Consider the following 23141-nt stretch of genomic DNA (forward strand, 5'->3'; position numbering starts at 1 on the left):
CATGTTCGAACGAGTCATCCGGTTTTCCATCGAACAGCGCTGGCTGGTGTTGCTGGCCGTGCTCGGCATGGCCGCGCTCGGCGTCTTCAGCTACCAGAAGCTGCCGATCGACGCCGTGCCGGACATCACCAACGTGCAGGTGCAGATCAACACCGCCGCGCCAGGCTATTCGCCGCTCGAGGCCGAGCAGCGCGTGACCTATCCCATCGAGACGGTGATGGCCGGCCTGCCAGGGCTGCAGCAGACGCGCTCGCTCTCGCGCTACGGCCTCTCGCAGGTGACGGTGATCTTCGCGGACGGCACCGACATCTACTTTGCGCGCCAGCTCGTGAACGAACGAATCCAGTCGGCGCGCGAGAAGATGCCGCGCGGCATCTCGCCGGTGATCGGGCCGATCTCGACCGGCCTGGGCGAGATCTACCTCTGGACCGTGGAGGCGGAAGAGGGCGCGAAGAAGGCCGACGGCAAGCCCTACACGCCCACAGACCTGCGCGAGATACAGGACTGGATCATCAAGCCGCAACTGCGCAACGTGCCCGGCGTGACCGAGATCAACGCCATCGGCGGCTATGCCAAGGAGTTCCAGATTGCGCCCGACCCCGCGAAGCTCTTGGCGCACGGTCTCACGATGACCGACCTGGTCACCGCGCTGGAGCGCAACAACGCCAACGTGGGCGCGGGCTACATCGAGAAGCGCGGCGAGCAGTACCTGATTCGCGCGCCGGGGCAGGTGAAGTCGGTGGAGGACATCGGCAACGTCATCCTCGGCAATGCGGGCGGCATTCCGCTGCGCGTGCAGGACGTGGCCGAGGTCGGCATCGGCCAGGAGCTGCGCACGGGCGCGGCGACCGACAACGGCCGCGAGGTGGTGCTGGGCACTGTCTTCATGCTGATCGGCGAGAACAGCCGCACCGTGTCGCAAGCGGTCGACAAGAAGATGCAGGAGATCAACCGCACGTTGCCCGCGGGTGTGAAGGCCGTGACGGTGTACGACCGCACGGTGCTGGTCGACAAGGCCATCGCCACGGTGAAGAAAAACCTGTTCGAGGGCGCAGTGCTGGTGATTGCCGTGCTGTTCCTGTTCCTCGGCAACATGCGCGCGGCGCTGATCACCGCGCTGGTGATTCCGCTGTCGATGCTCTTCACCTTCACCGGCATGGTGAACCAGAAGGTCAGCGCCAACCTCATGAGCCTGGGCGCGCTGGACTTCGGCATCATCATCGACGGCGCGGTGGTGATCGTGGAGAACTGCGTGCGGCGCCTCGCGCATGCACAGGCGAAGCATGGGCGGGCGCTCACGCGCAGCGAGCGCTTCCACGAAGTGTTCGCGGCCTCGCAGGAGGCACGGCGCCCGCTGCTGTTCGGGCAGCTGATCATCATGATCGTGTACCTGCCGATCTTTGCGCTCACGGGTGTGGAGGGCAAGCTGTTCCACCCGATGGCCTTCACCGTGGTGATTGCGCTGCTGGGCGCGATGATCCTGTCGGTCACCTTCATTCCCGCGGCCGTGGCGCTGTTCATCGGCAACAAGGTTGGCGAGAAGGAAAACCGGTTGATGGTGTGGGCCAGGCGCGGCTACGAGCCGCTGCTGGCGCGCGTGATGACGGCCAAGCCGCTGGTCGTTACCGCGGCCGTGGTGGCGGTGGTTCTGTCGGGCCTGCTGGCCACGCGGCTGGGCACGGAGTTCGTGCCGAGCCTGAGCGAAGGCGACTTCGCGATTCAGGCGCTGCGCATTCCGGGCACGAGCCTCACGCAATCGGTCGAGATGCAGAAGCAGATCGAACGCACGCTGAAGGCGAAGTTTCCGGAGATCGAGCGCGTGTTCGCGCGCACCGGCACGGCCGAGATCGCATCCGACCCGATGCCGCCGAACATTTCCGACGGCTACATCATGCTGAAGCCAGAGAGCGAATGGCCCGCGCCGAAACGCACACGCGCCGAGCTGCTGGCAGCCGTGCAGGAAGAGGTCGAGAAGCTGCCGGGCAACAACTACGAGTTCTCGCAGCCGATCCAGCTGCGCTTCAACGAGCTGATCTCCGGTGTGCGCAGCGACGTGGCCGTGAAGATCTTCGGCGACGACATGGGCGTGCTGAACAAGACGGCCGCCGAGGTTGCGGAAACCTTGGGCAAGATCTCCGGCGCCGCCGAAGTGAAGGTCGAGCAGACCACCGGCCTGCCGATGCTCACGGTGAACGTCGACCGCGGCAAGACCGCACGCTACGGCCTCAACGTGGGCGACGTGCAGGACGCGATCTCCATCGCCGTAGGCGGCCGCGAGGCCGGCACGCTGTACGACGGCGATCGCCGCTTCGACATCCTCGTGCGCCTGCCCGAGAACTTGCGCACCGACCTGGAGGCGATCAAGCGCCTGCCTGTGGCCCTGCCCAGGGGTGCGGGCACGCAGGAGCAGCGCACCAGCTTCATCCCGCTCGGCGAAGTGGCCACGCTGGAGCTCGCGCCGGGGCCCAACCAGGTCAGCCGCGAGAACGGCAAGCGCCGCATCGTGGTGAGTGCCAATGTGCGCGGCCGCGATCTCGGCTCCTTCGTGGCCGAGGCCGAAGAAGCCATGCGCAAGGTGAGCATTCCGCCGGGCTACTGGACCGCCTGGGGCGGCCAATACGAAAACCTGGCGTCGGCCACCGAGCGGCTGCAGATCGTGGTGCCGGTGTCGCTGCTGCTGGTGTTCACGCTGCTGTTCGCGATGTTCGGCAACCTGAAGGACGGGCTGCTGGTGTTCACCGGCATTCCGTTCGCGCTCACCGGCGGCATCGTCGCGCTGTGGCTGCGCGGCATTCCGTTGTCGATCTCGGCGGCGGTGGGTTTCATCGCGCTCTCGGGCGTGGCGGTGCTCAACGGGTTGGTGATGATCTCGTTCATCCGCAACCTGCGCGAGGGCGGGCTGCCGCTCGACGAGGCGATTCGCGAAGGCGCGCTCACGCGGCTGCGCCCGGTACTGATGACCGCATTGGTGGCGTCGCTGGGCTTCGTGCCGATGGCGATCGCCACGGGCACCGGCGCCGAGGTGCAGCGGCCGCTGGCGACGGTGGTGATCGGCGGCATCCTTTCCTCGACTGTGCTGACGCTGCTGGTGCTGCCGCTGCTCTACCGCGTCGCCCACCGGCGCGATGAGGATGAAGAGGTGGAAGAAGTCCGCGAACAGAGCCATGGCGCACCGCTAGCTCCTGCACAGGAGAGATGACCCATGGCCCCACCGAAAGCTGAGCTATGCGCCTATCGTCAGGTGTTGAAACGCAAAGCAGACCCTTCTCGAAGCCGTGCGGGGGAATCTCATCGACCGTCCACGGACGGCTCAGGGCCTGATCTAGGGGCTGGCCTCATAAATTTCCATGTCAGAAGCTCAAGCCCAAGCTATCGCCTGAAGCAGTCGCTCAAAAGTGCATCGTGCTCTTCACCCTGGTCGTCGACCAGCTCGATCCTCTATTTGCGCGCGTTCGATTTCTTGGCGAAAAGCCGCTCGCACAAACCCCGCAGCCAGCGATTCGCCGGGTCCTGGTTGTAGCGCGCATGCCAGTGCTGCTTGACGGTGAAGGGCGGCACGGGCACCGGGCAATCGAACACTGCGAGCCCGTGGGTGCGGGCCAGCGTCTCGCCGATCTGGCGGGGCACGGTCGCGACGAGGTCGGTGGTCGAGACGATGGCGGCCAGGCCCAGGAAGCCCGGCAACTCCAGCAGGATGCGGCGCGCCACACGGTGCCGAAGCAGCGCCGCCTCCAGCAATTGCACGCCCGTGCCGCCGACGATGCCGATGTGCGCCTCGGTCTTGTAGTCGCGCAGGCCCATGCCCTTCGAGCCGACGCGCGGATGCCGCGCATTCACCAGGCACACCCAATCTTGCGGATACAGCACCTGTTGGTAGAAGCCTGATTCGAGCCACGGCACCAGTCCGATCGCGAGGTCGGCCTGGCCGGACTGCAGCGCCTGCCCGGTCTGCTCGTCGATGCGCGCAGCCTCCAGGCGAATGCCGGGACCCACCGCGCGCACGTGCGCCAGCAGTTGCGGCAGCAGCGTGATGTGGCTGGCATCCGTCATGCAGATCCGGAAGCGCCGTGTGGCGCTCGACGGATCGAAGGCCTCTGGCGGCGCGGCCACGCGGCGCAGCGCCGCCAGTGCCTCGCGGGCCGGGACGATCAGCTCTTCCGCGCGCGGCGTCGGCTGCATGCCGGCCGCGGTGCGCACGAACAGCTCATCGCCCAAGTGCCGGCGCAGCCGGCCCAGCCAGTTGCTCACCGTCGGCTGGCTCTGACCGAGCTGGTCGGCCGCGCGCGTCACGCTTTGCGTGGTGTAGATCAGGTCGAACAGGCGCAGCAGCTTGAGGCTGAGCAGGCCCGCGCTCGCGTCCAGGTTGTCATCGTCTGCATTCATTTCAGAACGAAATGTAGATCATTCATCCCATGTCATGGACGAAATGTTTATCGGCACCTATCTTCAAGGGCATTCCTTCGAGACACAGCTTCGAGACACACCGTCGAAAGACACGCATGAAAATCTATTTCCTCGGCGCCGGCGCCCTCGGCTGCGCCATCGGCGGCACGCTCGCGGCCGGCGGGTCGGACGTCACGCTCATCGATCCGTTCCAGGTGCACGTCGACGCGATCAATCGCGACGGCCTCCTCGTGAAGGACGGCGACTCGGAACGCCGCGTCAAGGTGCGCGCATCGACCAGCGTCGACGGCCTGCCGCCAGCCGACCTGGTGATCGTGCTGGTCAAGTCCTTCCACACGCGCTCGGCCATCGAAGGCGCGTTGTCGATCATCGGGCCCGGCACCGCGCTGATGTCGCTGCAGAACGGCATGGGCCACGAGGAAATCCTGGCCGACGTCGCCGGCGGCGGGCATGTGCTGGCCGGCAAAACCTACGTTGGCGGCGTTCTACTCGGCCCGGGCCGCATCATTGCCGGCACGCGCGGCAAGCGCACTGTCATCGGCGAACTCGACGGCCACGTGAGCGAACGCGCCGGCGCCATCGCAGCCGAGTTCGAGCGTGCCGGGCTGCCTTGCGAGGTCAGCGACAACATCGTGGGCGTGATGTGGGACAAGCTGCTCATCAACGTCTCGACCGGCGCACTGAGCGGCATCACAGGCCAGGTGTACGGCAGCCTCTACGCGGTGCCCGAGATCGAGGCCACGGCCATCGCCGCCGTGGCCGAGGCCATGGCCGTCGCGCAGGCTATCGGCGTGAAGCTGTCGATCAAGGCCCCGCGCGATGCATGGGTGATGGCCGCCGAAGGCCTGCCTTACGAGTTCAAGACCTCGATGCTGCAAAGCCTGGAGAAAGGCTCCATCACCGAAATCGACTTCATCAACGGCGCGGTGGTACGCGCCGGTCTCCAGCACAACGTGCCGACGCCGGTCAACCAGACGCTGGTGGCCGCCATCAAGGGCATCGAGCGCCGGCTGGAGGCGAAGTGAGCACGCCACGCGCCTACGTGGAACACGTCGCCATCTGGGTGAAGGACATCCACTGGCACATCAGGTTCTTCCACGACGTCTGCGGCATGACGATGCGCGAAGTGCAGGGCACGCTCGAAGAGCCGGTCCAGTACTGGACCCTCGGCGGCATGCAGTTCATGGCCAAGCCGGACTACGCCGGGCCTGAGGGCCGCCTCGGCCATCTCGGCGTGATGTGTGAAGACCTCGAAGTTGCACTCGCCGCCGCAAAGGCCTTCGGCGTGACCGAAATGCCGCAGGGCCGCAACTGGCTGCGCCTGCCGGACGGCCTGGCCGTCGAACTCATCCAGGCCAGCGCTGGCACCGTGGCACGCGCTCTCGCCATCGACCCCCGTGCCTGAAGAACCGCCACCCCTACACAGAGAGACACCCATCCATGACCGCCTTGACCATCGAAGACAAGTACTGGGATGACGCCGTCGTCGGCCAGCAGTGCATCAGCCCGCCCTACGAAGTGACGGAGGCCCGCGTGATGGCGTATGCCGACCTCACCGGCGACCACACCCCCGTTCACACCGACGAAGTCTATGCGCGCACCACGCCGTTCGGCACCCGCGTGGCGCACGGCCTGTTCGGCCTGTCGGTGGCCGACGGGCTCAAGACGAAGAGCGACATGCGCTTCATGCCGGGCATGTCGCTCGGTTGGGAATGGCGCTTTGTCGGCCCCATCAAGCTGGGCGACACAGTGCGCGTCAAATTCCACGTCGGCAGCAAGCGCGAGTCGAAGAGCAAGCCGGGGTGGGGCATCCTCGTGCTGCCGTCCGCACTCATCAACCAGCGCGGCGAGGTCGTGCAACAGGGCGAGCATCGCGTGATGGTGCCGAGGAAGCCGGCATGAGCACGCCTGCGCAACAGGCGCTGCCGCTGGCCGGCTTCCGCGTCGTCGATTACAGCCACTTCCTGGCCGGCCCCTATGTCGGTCGCTGCCTCGCCGCGCTCGGTGCGGAAGTCATCAAGGTCGAGCGCCCCGGAACGGGCGATGCAGGGCGCCAGCATGCGTGGTTCGTCGGCGAGCACAGCGGCTACTTCCTGCAGCAGAACATGGGCAAGAAGGGCCTCAGCGTGAACACGAAGGACCCACGCGGCCGCGCGTTGATGAAGAAGCTGGTCGACAGCGCCGATGTGTTCGTCGAGAACTACCGCCCCGGTGCGCTCGACAAGCTCGGCCTGGGCTATGCCGAACTCGCCGAGACCAACCCCGGCCTCGTGTACTGCTCGATCTCGGCCTACGGCCACACCGGCCCCGACTCGCACCGCGCGGGCTTCGGCCTCATCGCCGAGGCCAAGAGCGGAGTCATGCAGATGGTCGGCAATCCGGGCGAGGCGCCGCCGCTGCTGCGCATATCGCTGGGCGACATGTACACCGGCATCCATGCGGTCGCCGCCATCAATGCCGCGCTGCTCGGGCGCGTGAAATCCGGCCGCGGACAGCACATCGACATGGCGCTGTACGACACGCTGGTGTCCATGCACGAGTACGCGGTGCAGTGCTACACGCTCTCCAACGGACAGGAGGTGCCGGTGCAGACCGGGCACGATATGCCCAACTCCACCCTCTACGGCGTGTTCCGCGCGCAGGACGGCGACCTCGTGATCGCCGCGCAGGTGGACGATGCCTGGAAGCGCTTTGCTGCGCTGGTCGAGCAGAACGGCGGCCCCGCGGGTTTCGGCAGCGACACGCGGCTGCACGCTTCGGCCGGGCGCAATGCCCGCCGCGCCGAGATCCTCGAAGTGGTGAAGCCGTGGGTTGCGGCGCGGCCGGTCGCACAGGTGCTGAAGATGCTGGACGGCATCGACGTGCCGGCAGCCAAGGTTCAACGCATCGACGAAGTGCTGGCCGATCCGCAGATCCACGCGCGCGGCATGGTGGTCGAACAGGACCATCCGGTGCTCGGAAAGATCCGACTGCCGAACCTGCCCTTTCGCATGTCGGGTTGCGACACCTCGATCACGCAGGTGGCGCCCGAGTTGGGCGAGCACAACGCGGAAATCGCGGAAAGCCTGGGCTTCGACGCTGCGCAGATCGCCGACATGCAGGCCGATGGCGTGCTCTACAGCAAGTAAGGAGACAGTCATGACCGACAAGTACGCCGTGATCGGCAACCCGATAGGACACACCAAGTCGCCGATGATCCACGGCAGCTTCGCCCAAGCGACCGGCCAGGACATCGACTACAGCGCGATCGAAGGTTCGCTCGACCGCTTCGCCGACGACGTGCACGCATTTCGCAAGGCAGGCGGGCGCGGAATGAACATCACGGCCCCCTTCAAGCTGCAGGCCTACGCGCTGGCCACCGAACGGCTCGAACGCGCCGAGCTCGCTGGCGCCACCAACGCGCTCAAGTTCGAAAGCGACCGCATCGTTGCCGACAACTTCGACGGCGTGGGCCTGACCCACGACATCCAGCGCAACCTGGGCTTCTCGCTAAAAGGGACGCGCATGCTGGTGATCGGCGCGGGCGGTGCGGTGCGTGGTGCACTGCTGCCGTTTCTTGCACAACAACCGGCCGTGCTGGTGCTGGCGAACCGCACGCAGACAAAGGCCATTGATCTTGCAAGGCAGTTTGCCGGACACGGCCGCGTGCAAGGCTGCGGCTATGGCGATCTGGCAGGCGAGCGATTCGACATCGTCATCAACGGCACCTCGGCCAGCCTGAAGGGCGAGTTGCCGCCCCTGCCCGCAGTGGCGCTGCAGGGCGCGAAGCTGGCTTACGAGCTCGCCTATGGCAAGGGCCTCACGCCCTTCCTGCGCCTGGCGCGGAACGCCGGCGTGCCGAAGCTGGCCGACGGCGTCGGCATGCTGGTGGAACAGGCGGCGGAAGCCTTCGTATGGTGGCGCGGCGTGCGGCCCGACACGCGCAGCCTCATCGACCGGATGAGCATTCCCCTGGTCTGACTCGACGACGCGCAGGCACTCCCATGAAGATACTCATGCTGCACGGCATCAACAACCACAACATGTTCGGCAAGCGTGACCCGAAGCAATACGGCACGGTGACGTTGGCCGAAATCGACGCGCAGTTGCAAGCACTTGGCAAGGAGCTCGGCGCCGAGGTCGAGAGCTTCCAGACCAACAGCGAAGGCGCGATGTGCGAGCGCATCCACCGCGGCTTCACCGAGGGCGTGGACGCGGTGCTGATCAACGCCGGTGCCTGGACGCACTACAGCTACGGCATCCGCGATGCATTGGCGATCCTCACGGTGCCGGTCGTCGAACTGCACATGTCGAACATCCATGCGCGCGAGAAATTCCGCCGCCATTCGGTGTTCGCAGAGATTGCGAAAGGACAGATTTGCGGATTTGGCGTCGACAGCTATCTGCTCGGTCTGCGTGCCGCGGTATCGGCCGCCGCGTACGCGCAATGATGTTCATGTCGGTTGGTGCGTCGGCCGTCGTCTGTCACCGTAACGCGCTGTAGAAATCGGCGGAACGGGCCAGGTCGCGGCTTTTTGGCCGACTGTAGCCGGTTGCAGCCAGGGAGCTCGGACCCGAAGCGGTCTGTTGGTCTTCGCCAGACCAGACGCTCAACGCCCTTTCATTGAATGGGCAAGGGGGCTGCCGCCCCCGGCAGCGTGATATTCCGGAGATTTTCGATCCCCGTGTCACAAACGCTCCCCGCTGGACGTCTTCCTCCGTGGACGCCCACAGGGGGCGTTCCTTTTTGACTCCCTTTACCGAGGAATCGACCATGAAGATCGTCATCATCGGAGGCTCCGGCCTCATCGGCTCCAAGCTCGCCGCCCGTCTGCGCCAGTCCGGCCACGAGGTCAACGCGGCCTCGCCCTCCACGGGCGTCAACACGCTCACCGGCGAAGGCCTGGAGGCGGCGCTGGCGGGGGCGGACGTGGTCGTCGACGTCGCGAATTCGCCTTCGTTCGAGGACGAGCCGGCGCTCCGCTTCTTCGACACCGCGGGGCGCAACCTGCTGGCCGCCGCCGCGAAGGCTGGCGTGGCGCACCATGTCGCGCTGTCGGTGGTCGGCACCGAGCGCCTGCTGGCCAGCGGCTATTTCCGCGCCAAGCAGCGCCAGGAAGAGCTGATCGAGTCCTCCCCCGTGCCCTGGACCATCGTGCAGGCCACGCAGTTCTTCGAATTCGTGGCCGGCATCGCCGACGGGAGCACGCAGGGCGGCGAAGTCCGGCTGTCGAACGCGCTGATACAGCCGATGGCAGCGGACGACGTTGCCGCCGCGCTCGCCGTCGTGGTGGCCGAGCCGCCCGCGCAGGGCCGGATCGAGATCGCGGGGCCGGAGGCGCTGCCGCTCGACGCGCTGGTGCGCCGCCTGTTCGCGGCGACGGGCGACGAGCGGCCGGTCGTCACCGATGCCGAGGCGAGCTACTTCGGCGTGCGGCTCGACGACCGCTCGCTGACGCCCGACACCGCTCCGCGCCTCGGAACCACCCGCTTCGAGGACTGGCTTGCGCAGCGTGCGCGGGCCTGAACCGCTGGCTATTCACCCATTCATTCAGTCAAGGCCCGCGACACGGGCCGGAAAGACAACCATGACCCGCTTTCAAAAGACCGGCATCTCCCTCGGACTCGCGCTCGGCATGTTCGCCACGGTGCCCGCCCTGGCAGCACCCGAGGCCGCCGTGACCGTGCTCATGACGAAGGACCTGGCGGACATGCCCGGCAAGGAGGCGATCTCGTTCATCGTCGACTTTCCGCCGGGCTCCGTCGACCCTGTTCATCGCCACGACGCCCATGCCTTCGTCTACGTGCTCGAGGGATCGATCGTGATGGGCGTGAAAGGCGGCAAGGAGGTCACGCTGACCCCGGGCCAGACCTTCTACGAAGGCCCGGCCGACATCCATACCGTCGGCCGCAACGCCAGCGCCACCAAGCCCGCGAAGTTCCTCGTGACGATGGTCAAGGACAAGGGCGCGCCGTTGCTGACCCTGGTCAAGTAGCGCTCAGCGCGCCGGCCGGATCGCCGATTTGGGCCTGAAGGCCTTGCAGACCGTATCGTCGGTTTCCAGATAAGGACCGCCGATGAGGTCGATGCAGTACGGCACGGCCGCGAAGATGCCCGGAACGATCTGCACGCCTTCGGTGTCCTTCAGCCCTTCGAGCGTCTCCGCAATCGACTTCGGCTGCCCCGGCAGGTTGATGATCAGGCTCTTGTCGCGGATCACCGCCACCTGGCGCGAAAGAATGGCCGTGGGCACGAAGCGCAGGCTGATCTGGCGCATCTGCTCGCCGAATCCGGGCATTTCCTTGTGGGCCACGGCCAGGGTGGCCTCGGGCGTCACGTCGCGAAGGGCCGGGCCGGTGCCGCCCGTGGTCAGCACCAGCGAGCAGCCCGCGTCGACGAGTTCGATCAGCGTGGCGCTGATTTGCGCCGCCTCATCGGGAATCAGCCGTGCCTCGAACTCGATCGGGTTCTTCAGGACGCGGCCGAGCCAGTCCTTCAGCGAGGGCAGGCCTTTGTCTTCGTAGGTGCCGCTGGAGGCGCGGTCGCTGATGGAGACGATGCCGATGCGTACGGAGTCAGGTGCGGTCATGGTCTCATGCCTCTTGCTCCCTCTCCCGCTTGCGGGAGAGGGCTGGGGTGAGGGCTTCTGGCGGTGGAAAGAGCGTACGTGTGGACAGGCCGTCGACCCTCACCCCGACCCTCTCCCGCAAGCGGGAGAGGGAGAAAGTCGAAAGACAACCGGCTCATGCGTCGTCTTCCCGGTCTTGCGCGGCCGCGGAGGCTGCGTGGTCGATGCCACCGTGCACCGCCAGCTGCGCGCGCACGAGCTGAAAGATCTCGCGGTAGGCCTTGCCCTGGCGCGGCGCTTCGCCGGCCGGGCCGGTCTTCAGGTCCTTGCGGGCCTGGCGCACCAGGGCGCGCAGCTGTTGGGAATCGGTGGCGGGGTGGGTTTCGATCCAGCCGCCCAGCGCGTCGTCGTCGGCGATCAGCCGGTCGCGCCAGCGCTCGGCCTCGTGCAGGGCGGCGGCTTCGGCTGCGGGTACGGTGTTCTGCTCGGCGAGCGCTTGCTTCACGGCCTCGAGCGTGGGTTCGTCGAGCTTGCGCATCAGCTTGCCGATGAACTGCATCTGGCGGCGCTTGCCCTCGAAATTGGTGATGCGCTTGGCCTCGGCGACGGCATCGACGAGTTTTTCGCCGAGCGGGAGCGCGTCGAACAGGGCGGCGCGCAGGCCTAACAGCTCCTCGCCGAGCTTTTGCAGTTCGTCGCTTTCGCGCTTGAGATCGGTGCGGCTGGCTTCGTCGGTGCCCTTGAGCTCGCGCTTGAGCTCCAGGTCGAGCTCGCTGCCTTCGGCGACGAACTGGCCACGGACGAAATAGCCTTTTTTGGGTTTGCGGGACATGGGGTCGATTCTGGGCCGCACCGTGCGGCCTTGCAACGCGTCTAACGCGTGCAGTGCGCAGTGGGAAGCTGGGGAAAACGGAAAATGGGGGGCGCAAGTATCATAGCCACCACATGACGACATCTTCCTCGCGCGCCGATTCCGGCTTCGCCTACAGCCGCTCCTTCTTCGAAAACCTGGTCGACACGGCCCTGGCCCACGCCAAAAAGCTCGGGGCGACCGATGCCGGCGCCGAGGCGTCCGAGGGCTGCGGCCTCAGCGTCTCGGTCCGCAAGGGCGAACTCGAGAACGTCGAGCGCAACCGCGACAAGTCGCTGGGCATCACGGTGTACGTGGGCCACCGCCGCGGCAACGCCAGCACCTCCGACTTCTCCGAGGGCGCAATCAAGCAGACCGTGCAGGCCGCCTACGACATTGCCCGCTTCACGGCCGAAGACCCGGTCAGCGGCCTTCCCGACGAGGAAGACATCGCCAAGGAACACCCCGAGCTCGACCTGTTCCACCCCTGGGACGTGACGAGCGAGCAGGCCGCCAAGCTCGCGCTCGAATGCGAAGCCGCAGCGCTGTCGACCGACAAGCGCATCACCAACAGCGAAGGCGCGGGCGTTTCGGCCCAGCAAAGCCACTTCTTCAGCGCCCACACGCACGGTTTCCGCGGCGGCTATGCCAGCTCGCGGCATTCGATTTCGGTGGCGCCCATCGCCGGCAAGGGCGACGACATGCAGCGCGACTCCTGGTACAGCTCGATGCGCTCGGCCGGCGAACTGGCCAGCCCGCAGGCCGTGGGCCGCTACGCCGCCGAGCGGGCGCTGAGCCGGCTCAAGTCGCGCAAGATCAAGACCACCGAATGCCCGGTGCTGTTCGAATCGCCGCTGGCCGTGGGCCTGTTGGGCGGGCTGGTGCAGGCCGTGAGCGGCGGGGCGCTGTACCGCAAGAGCACCTTCCTGCTCGATTCGCTCGGCAAGCCGGTGCTGCCCAAGCACGTCGATGTGGCCGAAGACCCGCACGTGATGCGCGGCAAGGGCAGCTCGCCGTTCGACGACGAAGGCGTGGTGACCCGCGCGCGCAAGGTGGTGGATGCCGGCCGGCTCGAAGGCTACTTTCTGTCGACCTATTCCGCGCGCAAGCTCGGCATGAAGACCACCGGCAACGCCGGCGGCTCGCACAACCTGATCTTGAGCTCGCGCCTGACCAAGGCCGGTGACGACCTCGACGCCATGCTGGCCAAGCTCGGCACCGGCCTGTTCGTGATCGAGCTGATGGGGCAGGGCGTGAACTACGTGACCGGCGACTACTCGCGCGGCGCCAGCGGCTTCTGGGTCGAGAAGGGGCGCATCGCCTTCCCGGTGCAGGAGATCACCATTGCCGGCAACCTGAAAGACATGCTGATGGGCATCGAGGCCATCGGCGCCGATGCCTACACCTTCGGCGCCAAGACCACGGGCTCGGTGCTGGTCAACCGCATGAAGGTGGCCGGCAGCTGAGGCCGCAGGCCGCCTGCCTCGCTCAGACGATGCGGACCGAAAGGTTCGGCAGCCCGTCGATGTGGATTTCGATCAGGTCGCCGCGCACCACCGGGCCCACGTTCTCCGGCGTGCCCGAGTAGATGATGTCCCCGGGCATCAGCTCGAACGCCTGCGACAGGCGGCTGATCTGTTCCGCCACCGACCAGATCATGTGCTTGAGCGTGGCGTTCTGCTTGGTCTGGCCGTTCACCTTGAGCCAGATCGTGCCGTCGGTGTAGTGGCCGACCTTGGCCACCGGATGGATCGGCCCGATGGGCGCCGAATTGTCGAAGCTCTTGCCGATTTCCCAGGGCTTTTTCTGGTCGCCCATTTCGCGCTGCAGATCGCGGCGGGTCATGTCCAGGCCGAGCGAGTAGCCGTAGACCAGGCCCAACGCATCGGCAGGCGCGATGTTGCGGCCGCCCTTGGCGAGCGCCACGACCAGTTCCACCTCGTAGTGGTAGTTTTTCGTGAGCGACGGGTACGGATGGTCGGCCACGGTGCCGGGCATGACGACCTGAATCGCATCCGACGGCTTCTGGAAAAAGAACGGTGGCTCGCGGGTCGGGTCGGAACCCATTTCCCGCGCATGGGCCGCGTAATTGCGGCCGATGCAGTAGATGCGGCGCACCGGAAACGCCTGCTCGCTGCCGACGATCGGCACCGTGGCCTGGGCGACCGCAAAAGGGGTTTGCGGCGCGCGCGATGCGCCGGCGGGCAGCGCGCAACCGGCAACTGCGCCGGCCGCCATGGCGGCGGAACCGGCCAGCAGGCCGCGTCGTGAACTGGACATGGTCTTTGTCTCCTGAGTCTTTTGTGGTGAGCGATGAAAGCCGGCCGCAGCCAGCCGGTTCATTCTGGAGCGCGCCGCCGCGGCGTTTCCGCACGCATCTACGCAAAAACAGGACGCAAGCAACACGGGCCGCCCGCTCGGCAGCCCCGAGGCAAAGGCTTACCATCGCGCCATGTCGGCCCTTCCATCCAGCCTTCGCCTCTACGGCATGCAGGAGCGCGCGAACCACCTCGACTTCGACATCCGCTTCGAAGGCGCGCGGGACGTGCTGGCGCGGCCGCATCGGCACGAGTATTTCCAAATCCAGGTGAGCATCCACGGCGGCTCGCAACAGGTGATCGGCGGCGCGGTGCGCCCGTTCACCGCGGGGCACCTGAGCTTCGTGCTGCCCTACCGGGTGCACGTGGTGCCGCATCCGCCGGGCGCGCGCTATGCCATCGTGAATTTTGACCAGGGCTTTCTCTGGCCCGAGCTGGCGGTCGAGGCGCTCGATCTTGAAGAGGTGCCCGTGTCGCGCCAGCCCGAGTTGGCGCCCTTCCTGTTCCAGGAGTACATGGACTTTCATTTCGGCGAAGCGGATTTCGCGCGCATTCTCGGGTGGCTCGAAGAGCTTGCCGCGCTGAACCGGGAGCGGCGCTTCGGCAGCGTGGGCGCGATGCGCGGCATCCTGCTGCAGCTGATGGCACTGGCCTGCGACCGGCACGAGGCGCCGCTGCTCGCGCAGGCCGCGCTGCAGGGCGGTCGCAGTTCGGGGCGCGACGCGCTGCAGCGCGTGATGCGCTATGTGCGCGAACATCTGGGCGAGGAGATGTCGCTCAACGAGGCCGCCGCGGCGGCGATGCTGTCGCCCAACTACCTCGCGCATCTGCTCAAGAAGCAGACCCACCGCACGTTTACCGAACTAGTGACCGAGCGGCGGCTCGAGCGTGCGAAAGAGTTGCTGCTCACGTCGAATGCCCGCATTGCCGACATCGCACGGCAGTGCGGCTTCGGCGACGCCGTTTACTTCAGCCGCCGCTTCAGGCTGCGCAACGGTGTCACGCCGCGGCAGTTCCGCAGCCAGGCCGGTGCCGGGCTGGGCAAGGCGGCGGAGCCGAACGGGCACGCAAGCCACCCCTGAGAGAGGCCATGAGCAGACACCACACCGCGCGAAAGCCGGAACTCGAACATGAACTGATGCGCGATCCGCGGCTCGGATTCGAGCCCGCGGGCGGCAGCTCCGTGCGCTGCCTGCAGCACGGCGTGCCCTGGCCGTTCGACTGCTGGCACTACCACGACGAATACGAGCTGCAGATCATCAACCGCAGCAGCGGCGACGCGTATGTCGGAAACCACATCGGCCGCTTCGAGCCCGGCTACGTCGCGCTCGTGGGCGGGCGCCTGCCGCACACCTGGATTTCCGACGACGTGCCCCCCGAGGGCATTGCCGACCGCAGCATGGTGATCCACTTCCGCGACGAGCCGCTGCGCAAGGGCGTCGGTCTGTTCCCCGAGTTGGAGGCTGTGCTGCCGATGCTCGACCGCGCCAGGCTCGGTGTCGAGTTCTTCGGCATCGGGGACCGGGTGCGGGAGCGCTTTGCGCGCGTCCAGGGGCAGGAGGGCCTGGCCCGGCTGTCGGAATTCATCGGCCTGCTGCACGAACTCGCGAGCTGGGAGGACTGCCGCCAGATCTCGAGCGCGGCCGGGCCGCTGGGCGAAGACCCGAGCGCGAACTCACGCATCCGCCGCGTGCTCGACTACCTCGACCAGCACCTGACCGAGGAGCTCTCGCTGCCGGCCGTGTGCGCTGTCGCCAACATGGCCGAGAGCAGTTTTTCGCGCTACTTTCACAAGCACATGGGCAGCACGTTCACCGACTTCGTCACCCGCCTTCGCATCTCGAAAGCCTGCGAGATGCTGCAGGTGTCCGACCGGCTGGTGAGCGACATCTGCTACGAGGTGGGCTTTTCGAACCTCGCGAACTTCAACCGCCGCTTCCTGCAGCTCAAGGGCATGACGCCTTCGGCCTACCGGCACCAGGCGCAGGACCGGTTCGGGCTGCGCACCGCGCAGAACACGCCGGTTGCCGCCGCGGCTTGACATGCTTTATCCATGAACCAGAACCTTGACCTCCTCGCACGTCGGCGCATCTACCTCGCGGGCCCGGACGTCTTTCGTCCCGACGCCAGGGACCACTTCGTTCGGCTTGCGGCGGCTTGCGACGCGCTGGGGCTTGCGGCCTTGCTGCCGGCCGATGGCAACGAGGAGCTGAGTGCGCAAGCGCCGGAAAAACGAATCTACGAAGCCAACATGCAGCGCCTTCGCGGTGCCGATGGCGTGGTGGCCAACCTTGCGTGCTTTCGCGGCTTGGAGCCCGATTCGGGGACGGTGTTCGAGGTTGGGGCGGCCGTGGCGTTGCAGATTCCGGTCGTGGCCTACGGTGTGCCGGAAGGCAGCTACGCGGACCGCGCGAAGTCTGCATTGCCCTGCGTGCTCGATGCGGCCGGCGTGCTGCGCGAAGACGGCAGCGGCATTGCCGTCGAGGACTTCGGCCAGCCGCTGAACCTGATGATGGCCTGTTCGATCCACATCGAGCCGACGCCGGAAGCGGCGCTGCGGAAGATGGCGGAACTGCTCGCTGTTCTTCGGGGCTGAGCTTCGGCCCTGAGCCGCCGCCATCTCGCTTCGCGAGATGCACCCCGACCCCCGGCAAAACCCCAAGCCGGCTGGTCATAAAAATATCAGTCGACCGGTCTGCGTGTACGCGGCGCCGGGCATCGGCTGCATACGCTTCGTCCCTCCTGCTTCTGCCGTCCACTCGCCGGCAGTTCGCCGGCAATTCACAACAAGCCACTAGGAGACGAACGATGTCGATTCGAACCACACGCCGAGTCACGGCCGGCGCCATGCTGCTGGCAGCGCTGGCCACCTGGGGCCAGGCGCAGGCCCAGGTCTGCAAGGAGGACGTGCGCGTGCTGTCCCAGCCGCGTGACGGGCTGACCTTGCTTGAAAAGTACAAGGACGAGTTCAAGGGCCTGAGCGGCGCGTCTTTCAGCATCGACAACCTCAACGAGAACGACCGCCGCACCAAGACGCGCGCCGACGCCTCGACGGTCGGCAAGTACAACGTGTACTACGTCGACGAGGCCAACGTGCCGCTGTTCGCGCAGTCGAAGTGGATCGCGCCGCTGGCCAAGTACTACCCGGCCGATTACGACTACGCGGACTTCGATCCCGGCCGCCAGAAGGTCGCAACCTTCGCCGGCGAAGCCTGGTTCGCACCGCTTACCGGCGGCGGCGACCTGCTGGTCTACCGCAAGGACCTCCTCGAGAAGGCCGGCATCAAGCCACCGACCACGCTCGAGGAGTTCGTGGCCGCCGCCAAGAAGCTCAACGACCCTGCCAACGGCATCTACGGCGTGGCCCTGCGCGGCCAGCGCGGCTCGGGTGCCAACGTGTGGCGCTGGATGCCGTTCTTCCGCGGCAACGGCGGTCAGTGGTTCGACGGCGAAAAGCCGGTGTTCAACTCGCCCGCGGCGGTGAAGGCCACGCAGACTTATCTCGACCTGTTCAAGTACTCGGCGCCCGGCACCAAGACCGGCGGATGGGACGAGGCCACCGGCGCGTTCCTGGCGGGCAAGGTCGCGATGCTGATCGAATCGACGCCGCTCGCGGGCAACGCGCTCGACCCGAAGATGTCCACCGTCATCGGCAAGGTCGCCTACCTGCCGCCGCCTTCGCCGCTGACCGGCGGCGGCTACGGCCACGGGCTGGCGATCGGCACCAAGGCCAACAAGACCGAAGAGGCGAAGAAGTGCGCGGGCCTGTTCATCGCCTGGGCCACGTCCAAGAAGAACGAGCAGCGCCGCCTTGCGGAAGGCCAGTTCGGCGAACTCAACCGCACCAGCGTGCTCGGCAGCCCCGAGTTCGCCAGGCGCTACGGCGCCGACCTGGGCAAGGCGCTGGCCGACACCGGCAAGCTCACCGCAGTGAACTTCTGGCAGGACGCGGCCTGGCCCGACCTGGGCGACCGCTGGGGAATCATCCTCGAAGAGTTGATCACCGGTTCGCGCACCGACATCAAGGGCGGGCTCGATGAACTCGACGCCTACGCCAAGCAATTGATCGCACGACGCAAGAAGTGAAGAGAACAAGGAGCAACAAGACCAGGCTGCCGGCCGTCTTCATCGGGCCGGGGCTGCTGGTGCTGGCCGTGCTGGCGCTGGTGCCGACGCTGTTCGCGATCGTCATCTCGCTGCAGGACCGTGAGCTGGGCCAGACCGATTCGAGCTGGGTGTGGTTCTCGAACTATGTCCAGCTTTTTTCCGACCGGCGCTTTCTGAACTCGGTGGGCGTCTCGCTGACCTGGGAGGTGCTGACCGTCAGCGCGACCATGGGCCTCGCGGTGCTGCTGGGCGTGCTGCTCTTCCAGTGCACGACGCCGCGCTGGCGCAACCTGCTCTCGATGCTCTTCATCGTGCCGGTGCTGCTGCCGCGCGTATCGGCCGCCTTCGTCTGGAAGTTTGCCTTCCATCCGCTGTTCGGCCTGCTGACCTGGCCCTACAAGGCCATCACGGGCGAGCCTCTGGACCTGCTCGCGAGTCCGGTGACGGCCCTGCTGACGGTGGCTTTCGTGGACGTGTGGCAGTGGGGGCTGTTTTTCGCCGTCATCGTGCTCAAGCTGCTCGAGACGCTGCCGCCGCAACCCTTCGAAGCCGCGCGCATGGACCACGCCAAGACCTGGGAGGTCTATGCCTACGTGGCGCTGCCGATGCTCAAGGCGCCCCTCATCAGCCTGACCTTCGTGAAGATGGTCGAGTCGCTGCGCGCCTTCGACCTGATCTACGTGATGACGCGCGGCGGGCCCGGCATCTCGACCGAGACGCTGGACATGTACGCCTTCTCGCAGGGCTTCATCGAGTCGGGCCGCATCTCGTATGCGTCGAGCATGGCGGTGCTGATGATGGTCGCCTCCACGGTGGCGTTCACCTACATCTGGAAATGGACGCGACCCTCATGACCGCCGGCAAAAAGAAGCCGTTTTCCTTCGGCACGCTGTTCGCGCGGCTGGTGCTGATCGGCGCCGGGCTCTCCGCGCTGGTGCCGGTGCTCTGGACCTTTCTCAACTCGTTCAAGAACCGGGTGGACATCGTCTCGGCAGTGCCGAAGTTCGTCTTCACGCCGACGCTCGAGAACTACCTCTACGTGCTCGGCCGCGATTCCGTGGCCAGCGGGTTGGTCAACTCGCTGGTGGTGGTCGGCTCGGCCGTCGTTATCGGCGCGGTGCTGGGGCTGCCGGCCGCGTATGCGCTGGCGCGCTATCCGCTGCGCTGGGCCGACGACATCCAGTTCTTCGTGCTGTCGATGCGTTTCCTGCCGCCGGTGGCGGTGGCCATACCGCTGATGGTGATCTGGCTGCAGCTGGAGCTGTACGACACCCGCGTGGCGCTCATCGTGACCTACACGCTGCTCACGCTCTCGACCGTGATCTGGCTGGCCATTCCGGCTTTCAAGGCCGTGCCCAAGGAGGTGGAAGAGGCCGGCAGGGTCGATGGCTACGGGCCCTACGCCATCTTCTTCCGCGTGTCGCTGCCGATTGCGGCGCGCTCGCTGATCGGTGCCATCGCCTTCGGCTTCGTCCTGGTGTGGAACGAGTTCCTCATCGCGCTGATGCTCACCACCTCGGACGCCAAGACGCTGCCCATCGTCGCCTCGGAGCTCAGCCAGCTCGGGCGCGACGTGCCGTGGGGCATCTTGAACGCCTCGGTCATCCTGCTGTCGGTGCCGCCGCTGCTGATGGTCGGCGTGCTCAGCGGCTTTCTCAACGCCGCGTTCAAACGCAAGGGAGATGCCGCATGAGCGCGGTTCCCCATTCCATTCGAAAGCAGGCCATGTCCGCGATCAGCTGCAACAACATCGTCAAGCGCTACGGCGGCACGCAGGTCGTGCACCAGTTCGACCTCGAGGTGCAGGACAACGAGTTCGTCGTGTTCCTCGGGCCTTCGGGCTGCGGCAAGTCGACCATCCTGCGCATGCTGGCGGGGCTGGAAGACATCAGCGGCGGCGACCTGCTGATCGGCGGCCGGCGCGTCAACGACCTTCCGCCGCAGGAGCGCGGCATTGCCATGGTGTTCCAGAACTACGCGCTCTATCCGCACATGACGGTGCGCGACAACATCGCCTTCGGCCTCAAGCGCCTGAAGGTGCCCAAGGCCGAGATCGACAGCCGCATCAAGGAGGTGTCGGACACGCTCGGCCTGGAGCGCTACCTGCAGCGCAAACCCGCCGAGCTCTCGGGCGGCCAGCAGCAGCGCGTGGCCATTGCGCGCGCGATGATCAAGACGCCCAAGGTCTTCCTGTTCGACGAGCCGCTGTCGAATCTCGATGCCAAGCTGCGCAACCACATGCGCATCGAGATCGCGAAGCTGCACCAGGCACTGAAGACCACCACCGTGTACGTGACGCACGACCAGCACGAGGCCATGACGCTGGCCGACCGCATCGTGCTGCTGCGCGACGGGCGCATCGAGCAGGTCGGCACGCCCAAGGAGATTTTCGAGCGTCCGCGTTCGGCCTTCGTGGCCGGCTTCATCGGGACGCCGCCGATGAACCTGATGGAAATGTCGGTCAAGCATCTCGGCGGGCATTGCGAGCTGAGCGGGCGCGGCGGCAGCGTGCATGTGGACGCGCGCCGCTTTGCGCTCGAAGGCCGCGAGCGCGTGACGCTGGGCCTGCGCCCCGCGCACCTGCAGCTCGACACGAACAGCGGGCGCCATGGCTGCTTCTCCGGCGAGGTCCAGCTCATCGAGTACCTCGGGAACGAAGTGCTGGTGAGCTTCGGTGAAGACGGCGCCGAAATCTGCGCGCTGATGCCATCGGCGCAAGGACCGCGGCTGCACGAGCGCGTGAGCTTCGCGGCCGACCCGCTGCAGGTGCATCTGTTCGACATCGAGACCGGTGCCTCGCTGCTGCGCGGCGACACCCCGCTGCACTGAACCCTGAAATACACACGCCTTCAAGCCGAAAGATCCAAATGAGAGCACTTGTCCTGGAAAAGGCGCACGAACTCACGCTGCGCGACGTCGAGGTTCCCCTTCACGTGGGGCCTCGCGACGTGAAGATCCGCATGCACACCGTGGGCGTTTGCGGCAGCGACGTTCACTACTACCAGCATGGCGGCATCGGCCCCTACACGGTCGACGAGCCGATGATCCTCGGCCATGAAGCTTCCGGCGTGGTGGCCGAAGTGGGTGCTGAAGTCACTCACCTGAAGCCCGGCGACCGCGTGTGCATGGAGCCGGGCATTCCGCAGATGGATTCGCGCGCAACGCGCGAAGGCATCTACAACCTCGACCCTGCCGTGCGCTTCTGGGCCACGCCGCCGATCCACGGCTGCCTGACGCCGTTCGTGGTGCACCCGGCCGCCTTTACCTTCCGCATGCCCGACAACGTGAGCTTCGGCGAGGGCGCCATCGTCGAGCCGCTGGCCATCGGCCTGCAGGCCGCGAAAAAAGCTGCGCTCAAGCCGGGTGACGTGGCGGTCGTCATCGGCGCCGGCACCATCGGCGCGATGACGGCGCTGGCTGCCCTCGCGGGCGGTGCGGCGCGCGTGATCCTCGCGGACCTCGTGCCCGAGAAGCTGGCGCTGTTTGCCGGCAACCCCGCGGTGACCACGGTCAACGTGCGCGACACCGACCTTGCCGAGACCGTGAAGAAGCTCACCGACGGATGGGGCGCCAACGTGGTGTTCGAAGCCAGCGGCAGCACGCGGGCCTTCGATGGCATCTTCGACCTGCTGTGCCCCGGCGGGTGCCTGGTGCTGGTCGGCATTCCGCCCGCCAAGGTGGCCTTCGACATCGTCGCGATCCAGGCGAAGGAAGTGCGCATCGAATCCGTGTTTCGCTACGCCAACATCTTTCCGCGGGCGCTGGCGCTGATCGCCTCGGGGCAGGTGAACGTGAAACCGTTCATCTCGCGCACCTTCGCATTCGAGGATGGCATCAAGGCCTTCGAGGAAGCGGCGGCGGGGAATGCGACCGACGTGAAGATCCAGATCGAGTTTCCGGCGCCCGCCTGAGGGACGGCCCGGTTACTTCGCCGCAGCCTTTTCAGGCAGCGCCAGCAGGTGCTCGAGCATTCGCCGCGCGTTGAGCGGCAGATCGTCCGACGAACGCACGCAGGCCATCAGCGTGCGCTCGGCCCATGCATCGCTCAGGCCGGCGCGCGCGATCTTCATCGAGCGGGCGCAGCGTACGGCGGCGGTCTGCGGCACGATGCCCACGCCGATGCCGTGCTCGACCATGCCGCACACCGCCTCGAAGTTGCGCACGCGCACGCGGTAGGCCAGCTGCTTGCCCCATGGCGCGGGCATGCTGCGTCACCAGCCGCTGCAGCGCACTGTCCTCTGTCAGGCCGACGAATTCGCTGTCGGCCACGTCGGCCAGCTGCACGCGCCGGCGCCCGGCCAGCGCGTGGCCGCGCGGCATTACGAGCACGAGGTCGTCGCGGCGGAAGGGGTGGCATTCGAGGCCTTCGGTGCCGACCGCGTCGGAGACGATGCCGATGTCGCACAGGCCCGCGCGCAGCGCCTCGACGGAATCCGGGCTCGGCCGTTCCTCGAGGTCGACCGAAATGCGCGGATGCTGCGCGAGAAAGCGGCTCAGCACCTCGGGCAGGTGCTCGTTCAGCGCCGAGGTGCCGCACATGAAGCGCACATGGCCCTTGAGGCCTTGGCCGTACTCGCCGAGCTCGCCGCGCATGCGCTCCATCTGCTGCAGCACGACGCGCGCATGGTGCAGCAGCGTGCGGCCCGCCTCGGTGGGGCGCACGCCCTGCGCGTGCCGCGTGAGCAGCGGGCTGCCGAGCGCGTCTTCCATGCCGCGCACGCGCTGGCTCGCTGAAGCCAGCGTCATGTGCGAACGCTGTGCGCCGGCGGTGAGGCTGCCGGCCTCCACCACGTGGAGGAAGAGCCGAAGGTCGGTGAGATCGAATCGCATGATGAGCCCGCAAGGTAGCACGCCAGCCTCAGTCTGTGCCTGAGGCCGGCTGCGCCAATGCCGCATTTGCAGGCGCAGGGCTGG

General features: G+C 66.7%; 22 protein-coding genes and 1 pseudogene. 18 read left to right on the forward strand and 5 right to left on the reverse strand.

The annotated features are described in order from the left end of the window. The first annotated feature begins 1 nt into the window (after window position 1). A complete protein-coding gene (locus QFZ42_RS05470) occupies window positions 2-3199 on the forward strand; it encodes an efflux RND transporter permease subunit (RefSeq protein ID WP_307699986.1) in 3198 nt (1065 codons plus the stop codon). 239 nt (window positions 3200-3438) lie between these two features. On the opposite strand, the gene QFZ42_RS05475 is transcribed toward QFZ42_RS05470, so the two are convergent. Beyond that, window positions 3439-4383: a LysR family transcriptional regulator gene (locus tag QFZ42_RS05475; RefSeq protein ID WP_307699987.1), complete on the reverse strand. Its 945-nt coding sequence runs from the start codon at window positions 4381-4383 to the stop codon at window positions 3439-3441. 116 nt (window positions 4384-4499) lie between these two features. Here QFZ42_RS05475 and QFZ42_RS05480 point away from each other — a divergent pair, with 116 nt between their 5' ends. The 8 genes from QFZ42_RS05480 (at window position 4500) to QFZ42_RS05515 (ending at window position 10379) form a co-directional block, all read left to right on the forward strand. Further along, window positions 4500-5429 carry a ketopantoate reductase family protein gene (locus tag QFZ42_RS05480; protein WP_307699988.1) on the forward strand — a complete coding sequence of 310 codons (930 nt, stop codon included), beginning with the start codon at window positions 4500-4502 and terminating at the stop codon, window positions 5427-5429. Then, window positions 5426-5809, forward strand: a complete 384-nt coding sequence (locus QFZ42_RS05485; protein ID WP_307699989.1) for a VOC family protein — start codon at window positions 5426-5428, stop codon at window positions 5807-5809. Before QFZ42_RS05480 ends, QFZ42_RS05485 begins: the two co-directional genes overlap by 4 nt. Window positions 5810-5853: 44 nt before the next feature. Beyond that, on the forward strand, window positions 5854-6306 hold the full coding sequence (locus QFZ42_RS05490) for a MaoC family dehydratase (protein WP_307704171.1): 453 nt from the start codon (window positions 5854-5856) through the stop codon (window positions 6304-6306). Continuing rightward, window positions 6303-7532 (forward strand): CaiB/BaiF CoA transferase family protein, encoded by a 1230-nt coding sequence (locus QFZ42_RS05495; RefSeq protein ID WP_307699990.1) that lies wholly within the window; start codon window positions 6303-6305, stop codon window positions 7530-7532. Before QFZ42_RS05490 ends, QFZ42_RS05495 begins: the two co-directional genes overlap by 4 nt. A gap of 10 nt (window positions 7533-7542) precedes the next feature. Further along, complete coding sequence (aroE, locus tag QFZ42_RS05500; protein ID WP_307699991.1) at window positions 7543-8364, forward strand: shikimate dehydrogenase; 822 nt, start codon at window positions 7543-7545, stop codon at window positions 8362-8364. Between the two features lie 23 nt (window positions 8365-8387). Further along, window positions 8388-8834, forward strand: coding sequence for a type II 3-dehydroquinate dehydratase (gene aroQ, locus QFZ42_RS05505; protein WP_307699992.1), 447 nt, complete (start codon window positions 8388-8390; stop codon window positions 8832-8834). A gap of 323 nt (window positions 8835-9157) precedes the next feature. Continuing rightward, entirely contained in the window at window positions 9158-9910 is a 753-nt protein-coding gene (locus QFZ42_RS05510) for an SDR family oxidoreductase (RefSeq protein ID WP_307704172.1), read from the forward strand. 61 nt (window positions 9911-9971) lie between these two features. Then, on the forward strand, window positions 9972-10379 hold the full coding sequence (locus QFZ42_RS05515) for a cupin domain-containing protein (RefSeq protein WP_373423307.1): 408 nt from the start codon (window positions 9972-9974) through the stop codon (window positions 10377-10379). A 3-nt stretch (window positions 10380-10382) separates the two neighbouring features. Here the strand turns inward: QFZ42_RS05515 and mog are convergent, their stop codons facing one another. Together mog and yjgA are read right to left on the reverse strand one after the other, a co-directional pair. Then, on the reverse strand, window positions 10383-10973 hold the full coding sequence (gene mog, locus QFZ42_RS05520) for a molybdopterin adenylyltransferase (protein ID WP_307699993.1): 591 nt from the start codon (window positions 10971-10973) through the stop codon (window positions 10383-10385). Between the two features lie 154 nt (window positions 10974-11127). After that, window positions 11128-11784 (reverse strand): ribosome biogenesis factor YjgA, encoded by a 657-nt coding sequence (gene yjgA, locus QFZ42_RS05525; RefSeq protein ID WP_307699994.1) that lies wholly within the window; start codon window positions 11782-11784, stop codon window positions 11128-11130. A 113-nt stretch (window positions 11785-11897) separates the two neighbouring features. Between yjgA and pmbA the strand changes: the two genes are divergently transcribed. Continuing rightward, entirely contained in the window at window positions 11898-13268 is a 1371-nt protein-coding gene (gene pmbA / locus QFZ42_RS05530) for a metalloprotease PmbA (RefSeq protein ID WP_307699995.1), read from the forward strand. A gap of 22 nt (window positions 13269-13290) precedes the next feature. Here the strand turns inward: pmbA and QFZ42_RS05535 are convergent, their stop codons facing one another. Continuing rightward, the gene (locus QFZ42_RS05535) at window positions 13291-14082 is read right to left on the reverse strand and encodes a fumarylacetoacetate hydrolase family protein (protein WP_307699996.1); all 792 of its coding nucleotides are present in this window, start codon (window positions 14080-14082) and stop codon (window positions 13291-13293) included. 208 nt (window positions 14083-14290) lie between these two features. Between QFZ42_RS05535 and QFZ42_RS05540 the strand changes: the two genes are divergently transcribed. The 8 genes from QFZ42_RS05540 to QFZ42_RS05575 all read left to right on the forward strand — a co-directional run bounded on the left by QFZ42_RS05540 (window position 14291) and on the right by QFZ42_RS05575 (window position 22138). After that, window positions 14291-15202: an AraC family transcriptional regulator gene (locus tag QFZ42_RS05540; protein WP_307704174.1), complete on the forward strand. Its 912-nt coding sequence runs from the start codon at window positions 14291-14293 to the stop codon at window positions 15200-15202. A gap of 8 nt (window positions 15203-15210) precedes the next feature. Continuing rightward, window positions 15211-16161, forward strand: coding sequence for an AraC family transcriptional regulator (locus tag QFZ42_RS05545; protein ID WP_307699997.1), 951 nt, complete (start codon window positions 15211-15213; stop codon window positions 16159-16161). A 12-nt stretch (window positions 16162-16173) separates the two neighbouring features. Next, window positions 16174-16716: a nucleoside 2-deoxyribosyltransferase gene (locus QFZ42_RS05550; protein WP_307699998.1), complete on the forward strand. Its 543-nt coding sequence runs from the start codon at window positions 16174-16176 to the stop codon at window positions 16714-16716. Window positions 16717-16928: 212 nt separating this feature from the next. Then, window positions 16929-18206, forward strand: a complete 1278-nt coding sequence (locus QFZ42_RS05555; RefSeq protein WP_307699999.1) for an ABC transporter substrate-binding protein — start codon at window positions 16929-16931, stop codon at window positions 18204-18206. Next, window positions 18203-19081, forward strand: a complete 879-nt coding sequence (locus QFZ42_RS05560; protein ID WP_307700000.1) for a carbohydrate ABC transporter permease — start codon at window positions 18203-18205, stop codon at window positions 19079-19081. Before QFZ42_RS05555 ends, QFZ42_RS05560 begins: the two co-directional genes overlap by 4 nt. Next, a complete protein-coding gene (locus tag QFZ42_RS05565) occupies window positions 19078-19920 on the forward strand; it encodes a carbohydrate ABC transporter permease (RefSeq protein WP_307700001.1) in 843 nt (280 codons plus the stop codon). The genes QFZ42_RS05560 and QFZ42_RS05565 overlap by 4 nt, the downstream gene beginning before the upstream one ends. Continuing rightward, on the forward strand, window positions 19917-21056 hold the full coding sequence (locus QFZ42_RS05570; RefSeq protein WP_307700002.1) for an ABC transporter ATP-binding protein: 1140 nt from the start codon (window positions 19917-19919) through the stop codon (window positions 21054-21056). Before QFZ42_RS05565 ends, QFZ42_RS05570 begins: the two co-directional genes overlap by 4 nt. A 38-nt stretch (window positions 21057-21094) precedes the next feature. Continuing rightward, complete coding sequence (locus QFZ42_RS05575) at window positions 21095-22138, forward strand: NAD(P)-dependent alcohol dehydrogenase (protein WP_307700003.1); 1044 nt, start codon at window positions 21095-21097, stop codon at window positions 22136-22138. Between the two features lie 12 nt (window positions 22139-22150). On the opposite strand, the pseudogene QFZ42_RS05580 reads toward QFZ42_RS05575, so the two are convergent. Then, a pseudogene (locus QFZ42_RS05580) lies at window positions 22151-23057 on the reverse strand (LysR family transcriptional regulator). Between the last annotated feature and the right edge of the window lie 84 nt (window positions 23058-23141).

The sequence above is a fragment of the Variovorax paradoxus genome (genome assembly GCF_030815855.1).
Classification (GTDB): Bacteria; Pseudomonadota; Gammaproteobacteria; order Burkholderiales; family Burkholderiaceae_C; genus Variovorax; species Variovorax paradoxus_M.

Excerpts from the sequence above, each read along its gene's own strand:
- QFZ42_RS05545 (WP_307699997.1), top strand. The coding sequence starts at position 15,211 with ATGAGCAGACACCACACCGCGCGAAAGCCGGAACTCGAACATGAACTG.
- QFZ42_RS05475 (WP_307699987.1), bottom strand. The coding sequence starts at position 4,383 with ATGAATGCAGACGATGACAACCTGGACGCGAGCGCGGGCCTGCTCAGC.
- aroE (WP_307699991.1), top strand. The coding sequence starts at position 7,543 with ATGACCGACAAGTACGCCGTGATCGGCAACCCGATAGGACACACCAAG.
- QFZ42_RS05535 (WP_307699996.1), bottom strand. The coding sequence starts at position 14,082 with ATGTCCAGTTCACGACGCGGCCTGCTGGCCGGTTCCGCCGCCATGGCG.
- QFZ42_RS05555 (WP_307699999.1), top strand. The coding sequence starts at position 16,929 with ATGTCGATTCGAACCACACGCCGAGTCACGGCCGGCGCCATGCTGCTG.
- QFZ42_RS05565 (WP_307700001.1), top strand. The coding sequence starts at position 19,078 with ATGACCGCCGGCAAAAAGAAGCCGTTTTCCTTCGGCACGCTGTTCGCG.
- mog (WP_307699993.1), bottom strand. The coding sequence starts at position 10,973 with ATGACCGCACCTGACTCCGTACGCATCGGCATCGTCTCCATCAGCGAC.
- pmbA (WP_307699995.1), top strand. The coding sequence starts at position 11,898 with ATGACGACATCTTCCTCGCGCGCCGATTCCGGCTTCGCCTACAGCCGC.
- QFZ42_RS05495 (WP_307699990.1), top strand. The coding sequence starts at position 6,303 with ATGAGCACGCCTGCGCAACAGGCGCTGCCGCTGGCCGGCTTCCGCGTC.
- QFZ42_RS05510 (WP_307704172.1), top strand. The coding sequence starts at position 9,158 with ATGAAGATCGTCATCATCGGAGGCTCCGGCCTCATCGGCTCCAAGCTC.
- aroQ (WP_307699992.1), top strand. The coding sequence starts at position 8,388 with ATGAAGATACTCATGCTGCACGGCATCAACAACCACAACATGTTCGGC.
- QFZ42_RS05470 (WP_307699986.1), top strand. The coding sequence starts at position 2 with ATGTTCGAACGAGTCATCCGGTTTTCCATCGAACAGCGCTGGCTGGTG.
- QFZ42_RS05515 (WP_373423307.1), top strand. The coding sequence starts at position 9,972 with ATGACCCGCTTTCAAAAGACCGGCATCTCCCTCGGACTCGCGCTCGGC.
- QFZ42_RS05540 (WP_307704174.1), top strand. The coding sequence starts at position 14,291 with ATGCAGGAGCGCGCGAACCACCTCGACTTCGACATCCGCTTCGAAGGC.
- QFZ42_RS05480 (WP_307699988.1), top strand. The coding sequence starts at position 4,500 with ATGAAAATCTATTTCCTCGGCGCCGGCGCCCTCGGCTGCGCCATCGGC.
- QFZ42_RS05550 (WP_307699998.1), top strand. The coding sequence starts at position 16,174 with ATGAACCAGAACCTTGACCTCCTCGCACGTCGGCGCATCTACCTCGCG.
- yjgA (WP_307699994.1), bottom strand. The coding sequence starts at position 11,784 with ATGTCCCGCAAACCCAAAAAAGGCTATTTCGTCCGTGGCCAGTTCGTC.
- QFZ42_RS05570 (WP_307700002.1), top strand. The coding sequence starts at position 19,917 with ATGAGCGCGGTTCCCCATTCCATTCGAAAGCAGGCCATGTCCGCGATC.
- QFZ42_RS05575 (WP_307700003.1), top strand. The coding sequence starts at position 21,095 with ATGAGAGCACTTGTCCTGGAAAAGGCGCACGAACTCACGCTGCGCGAC.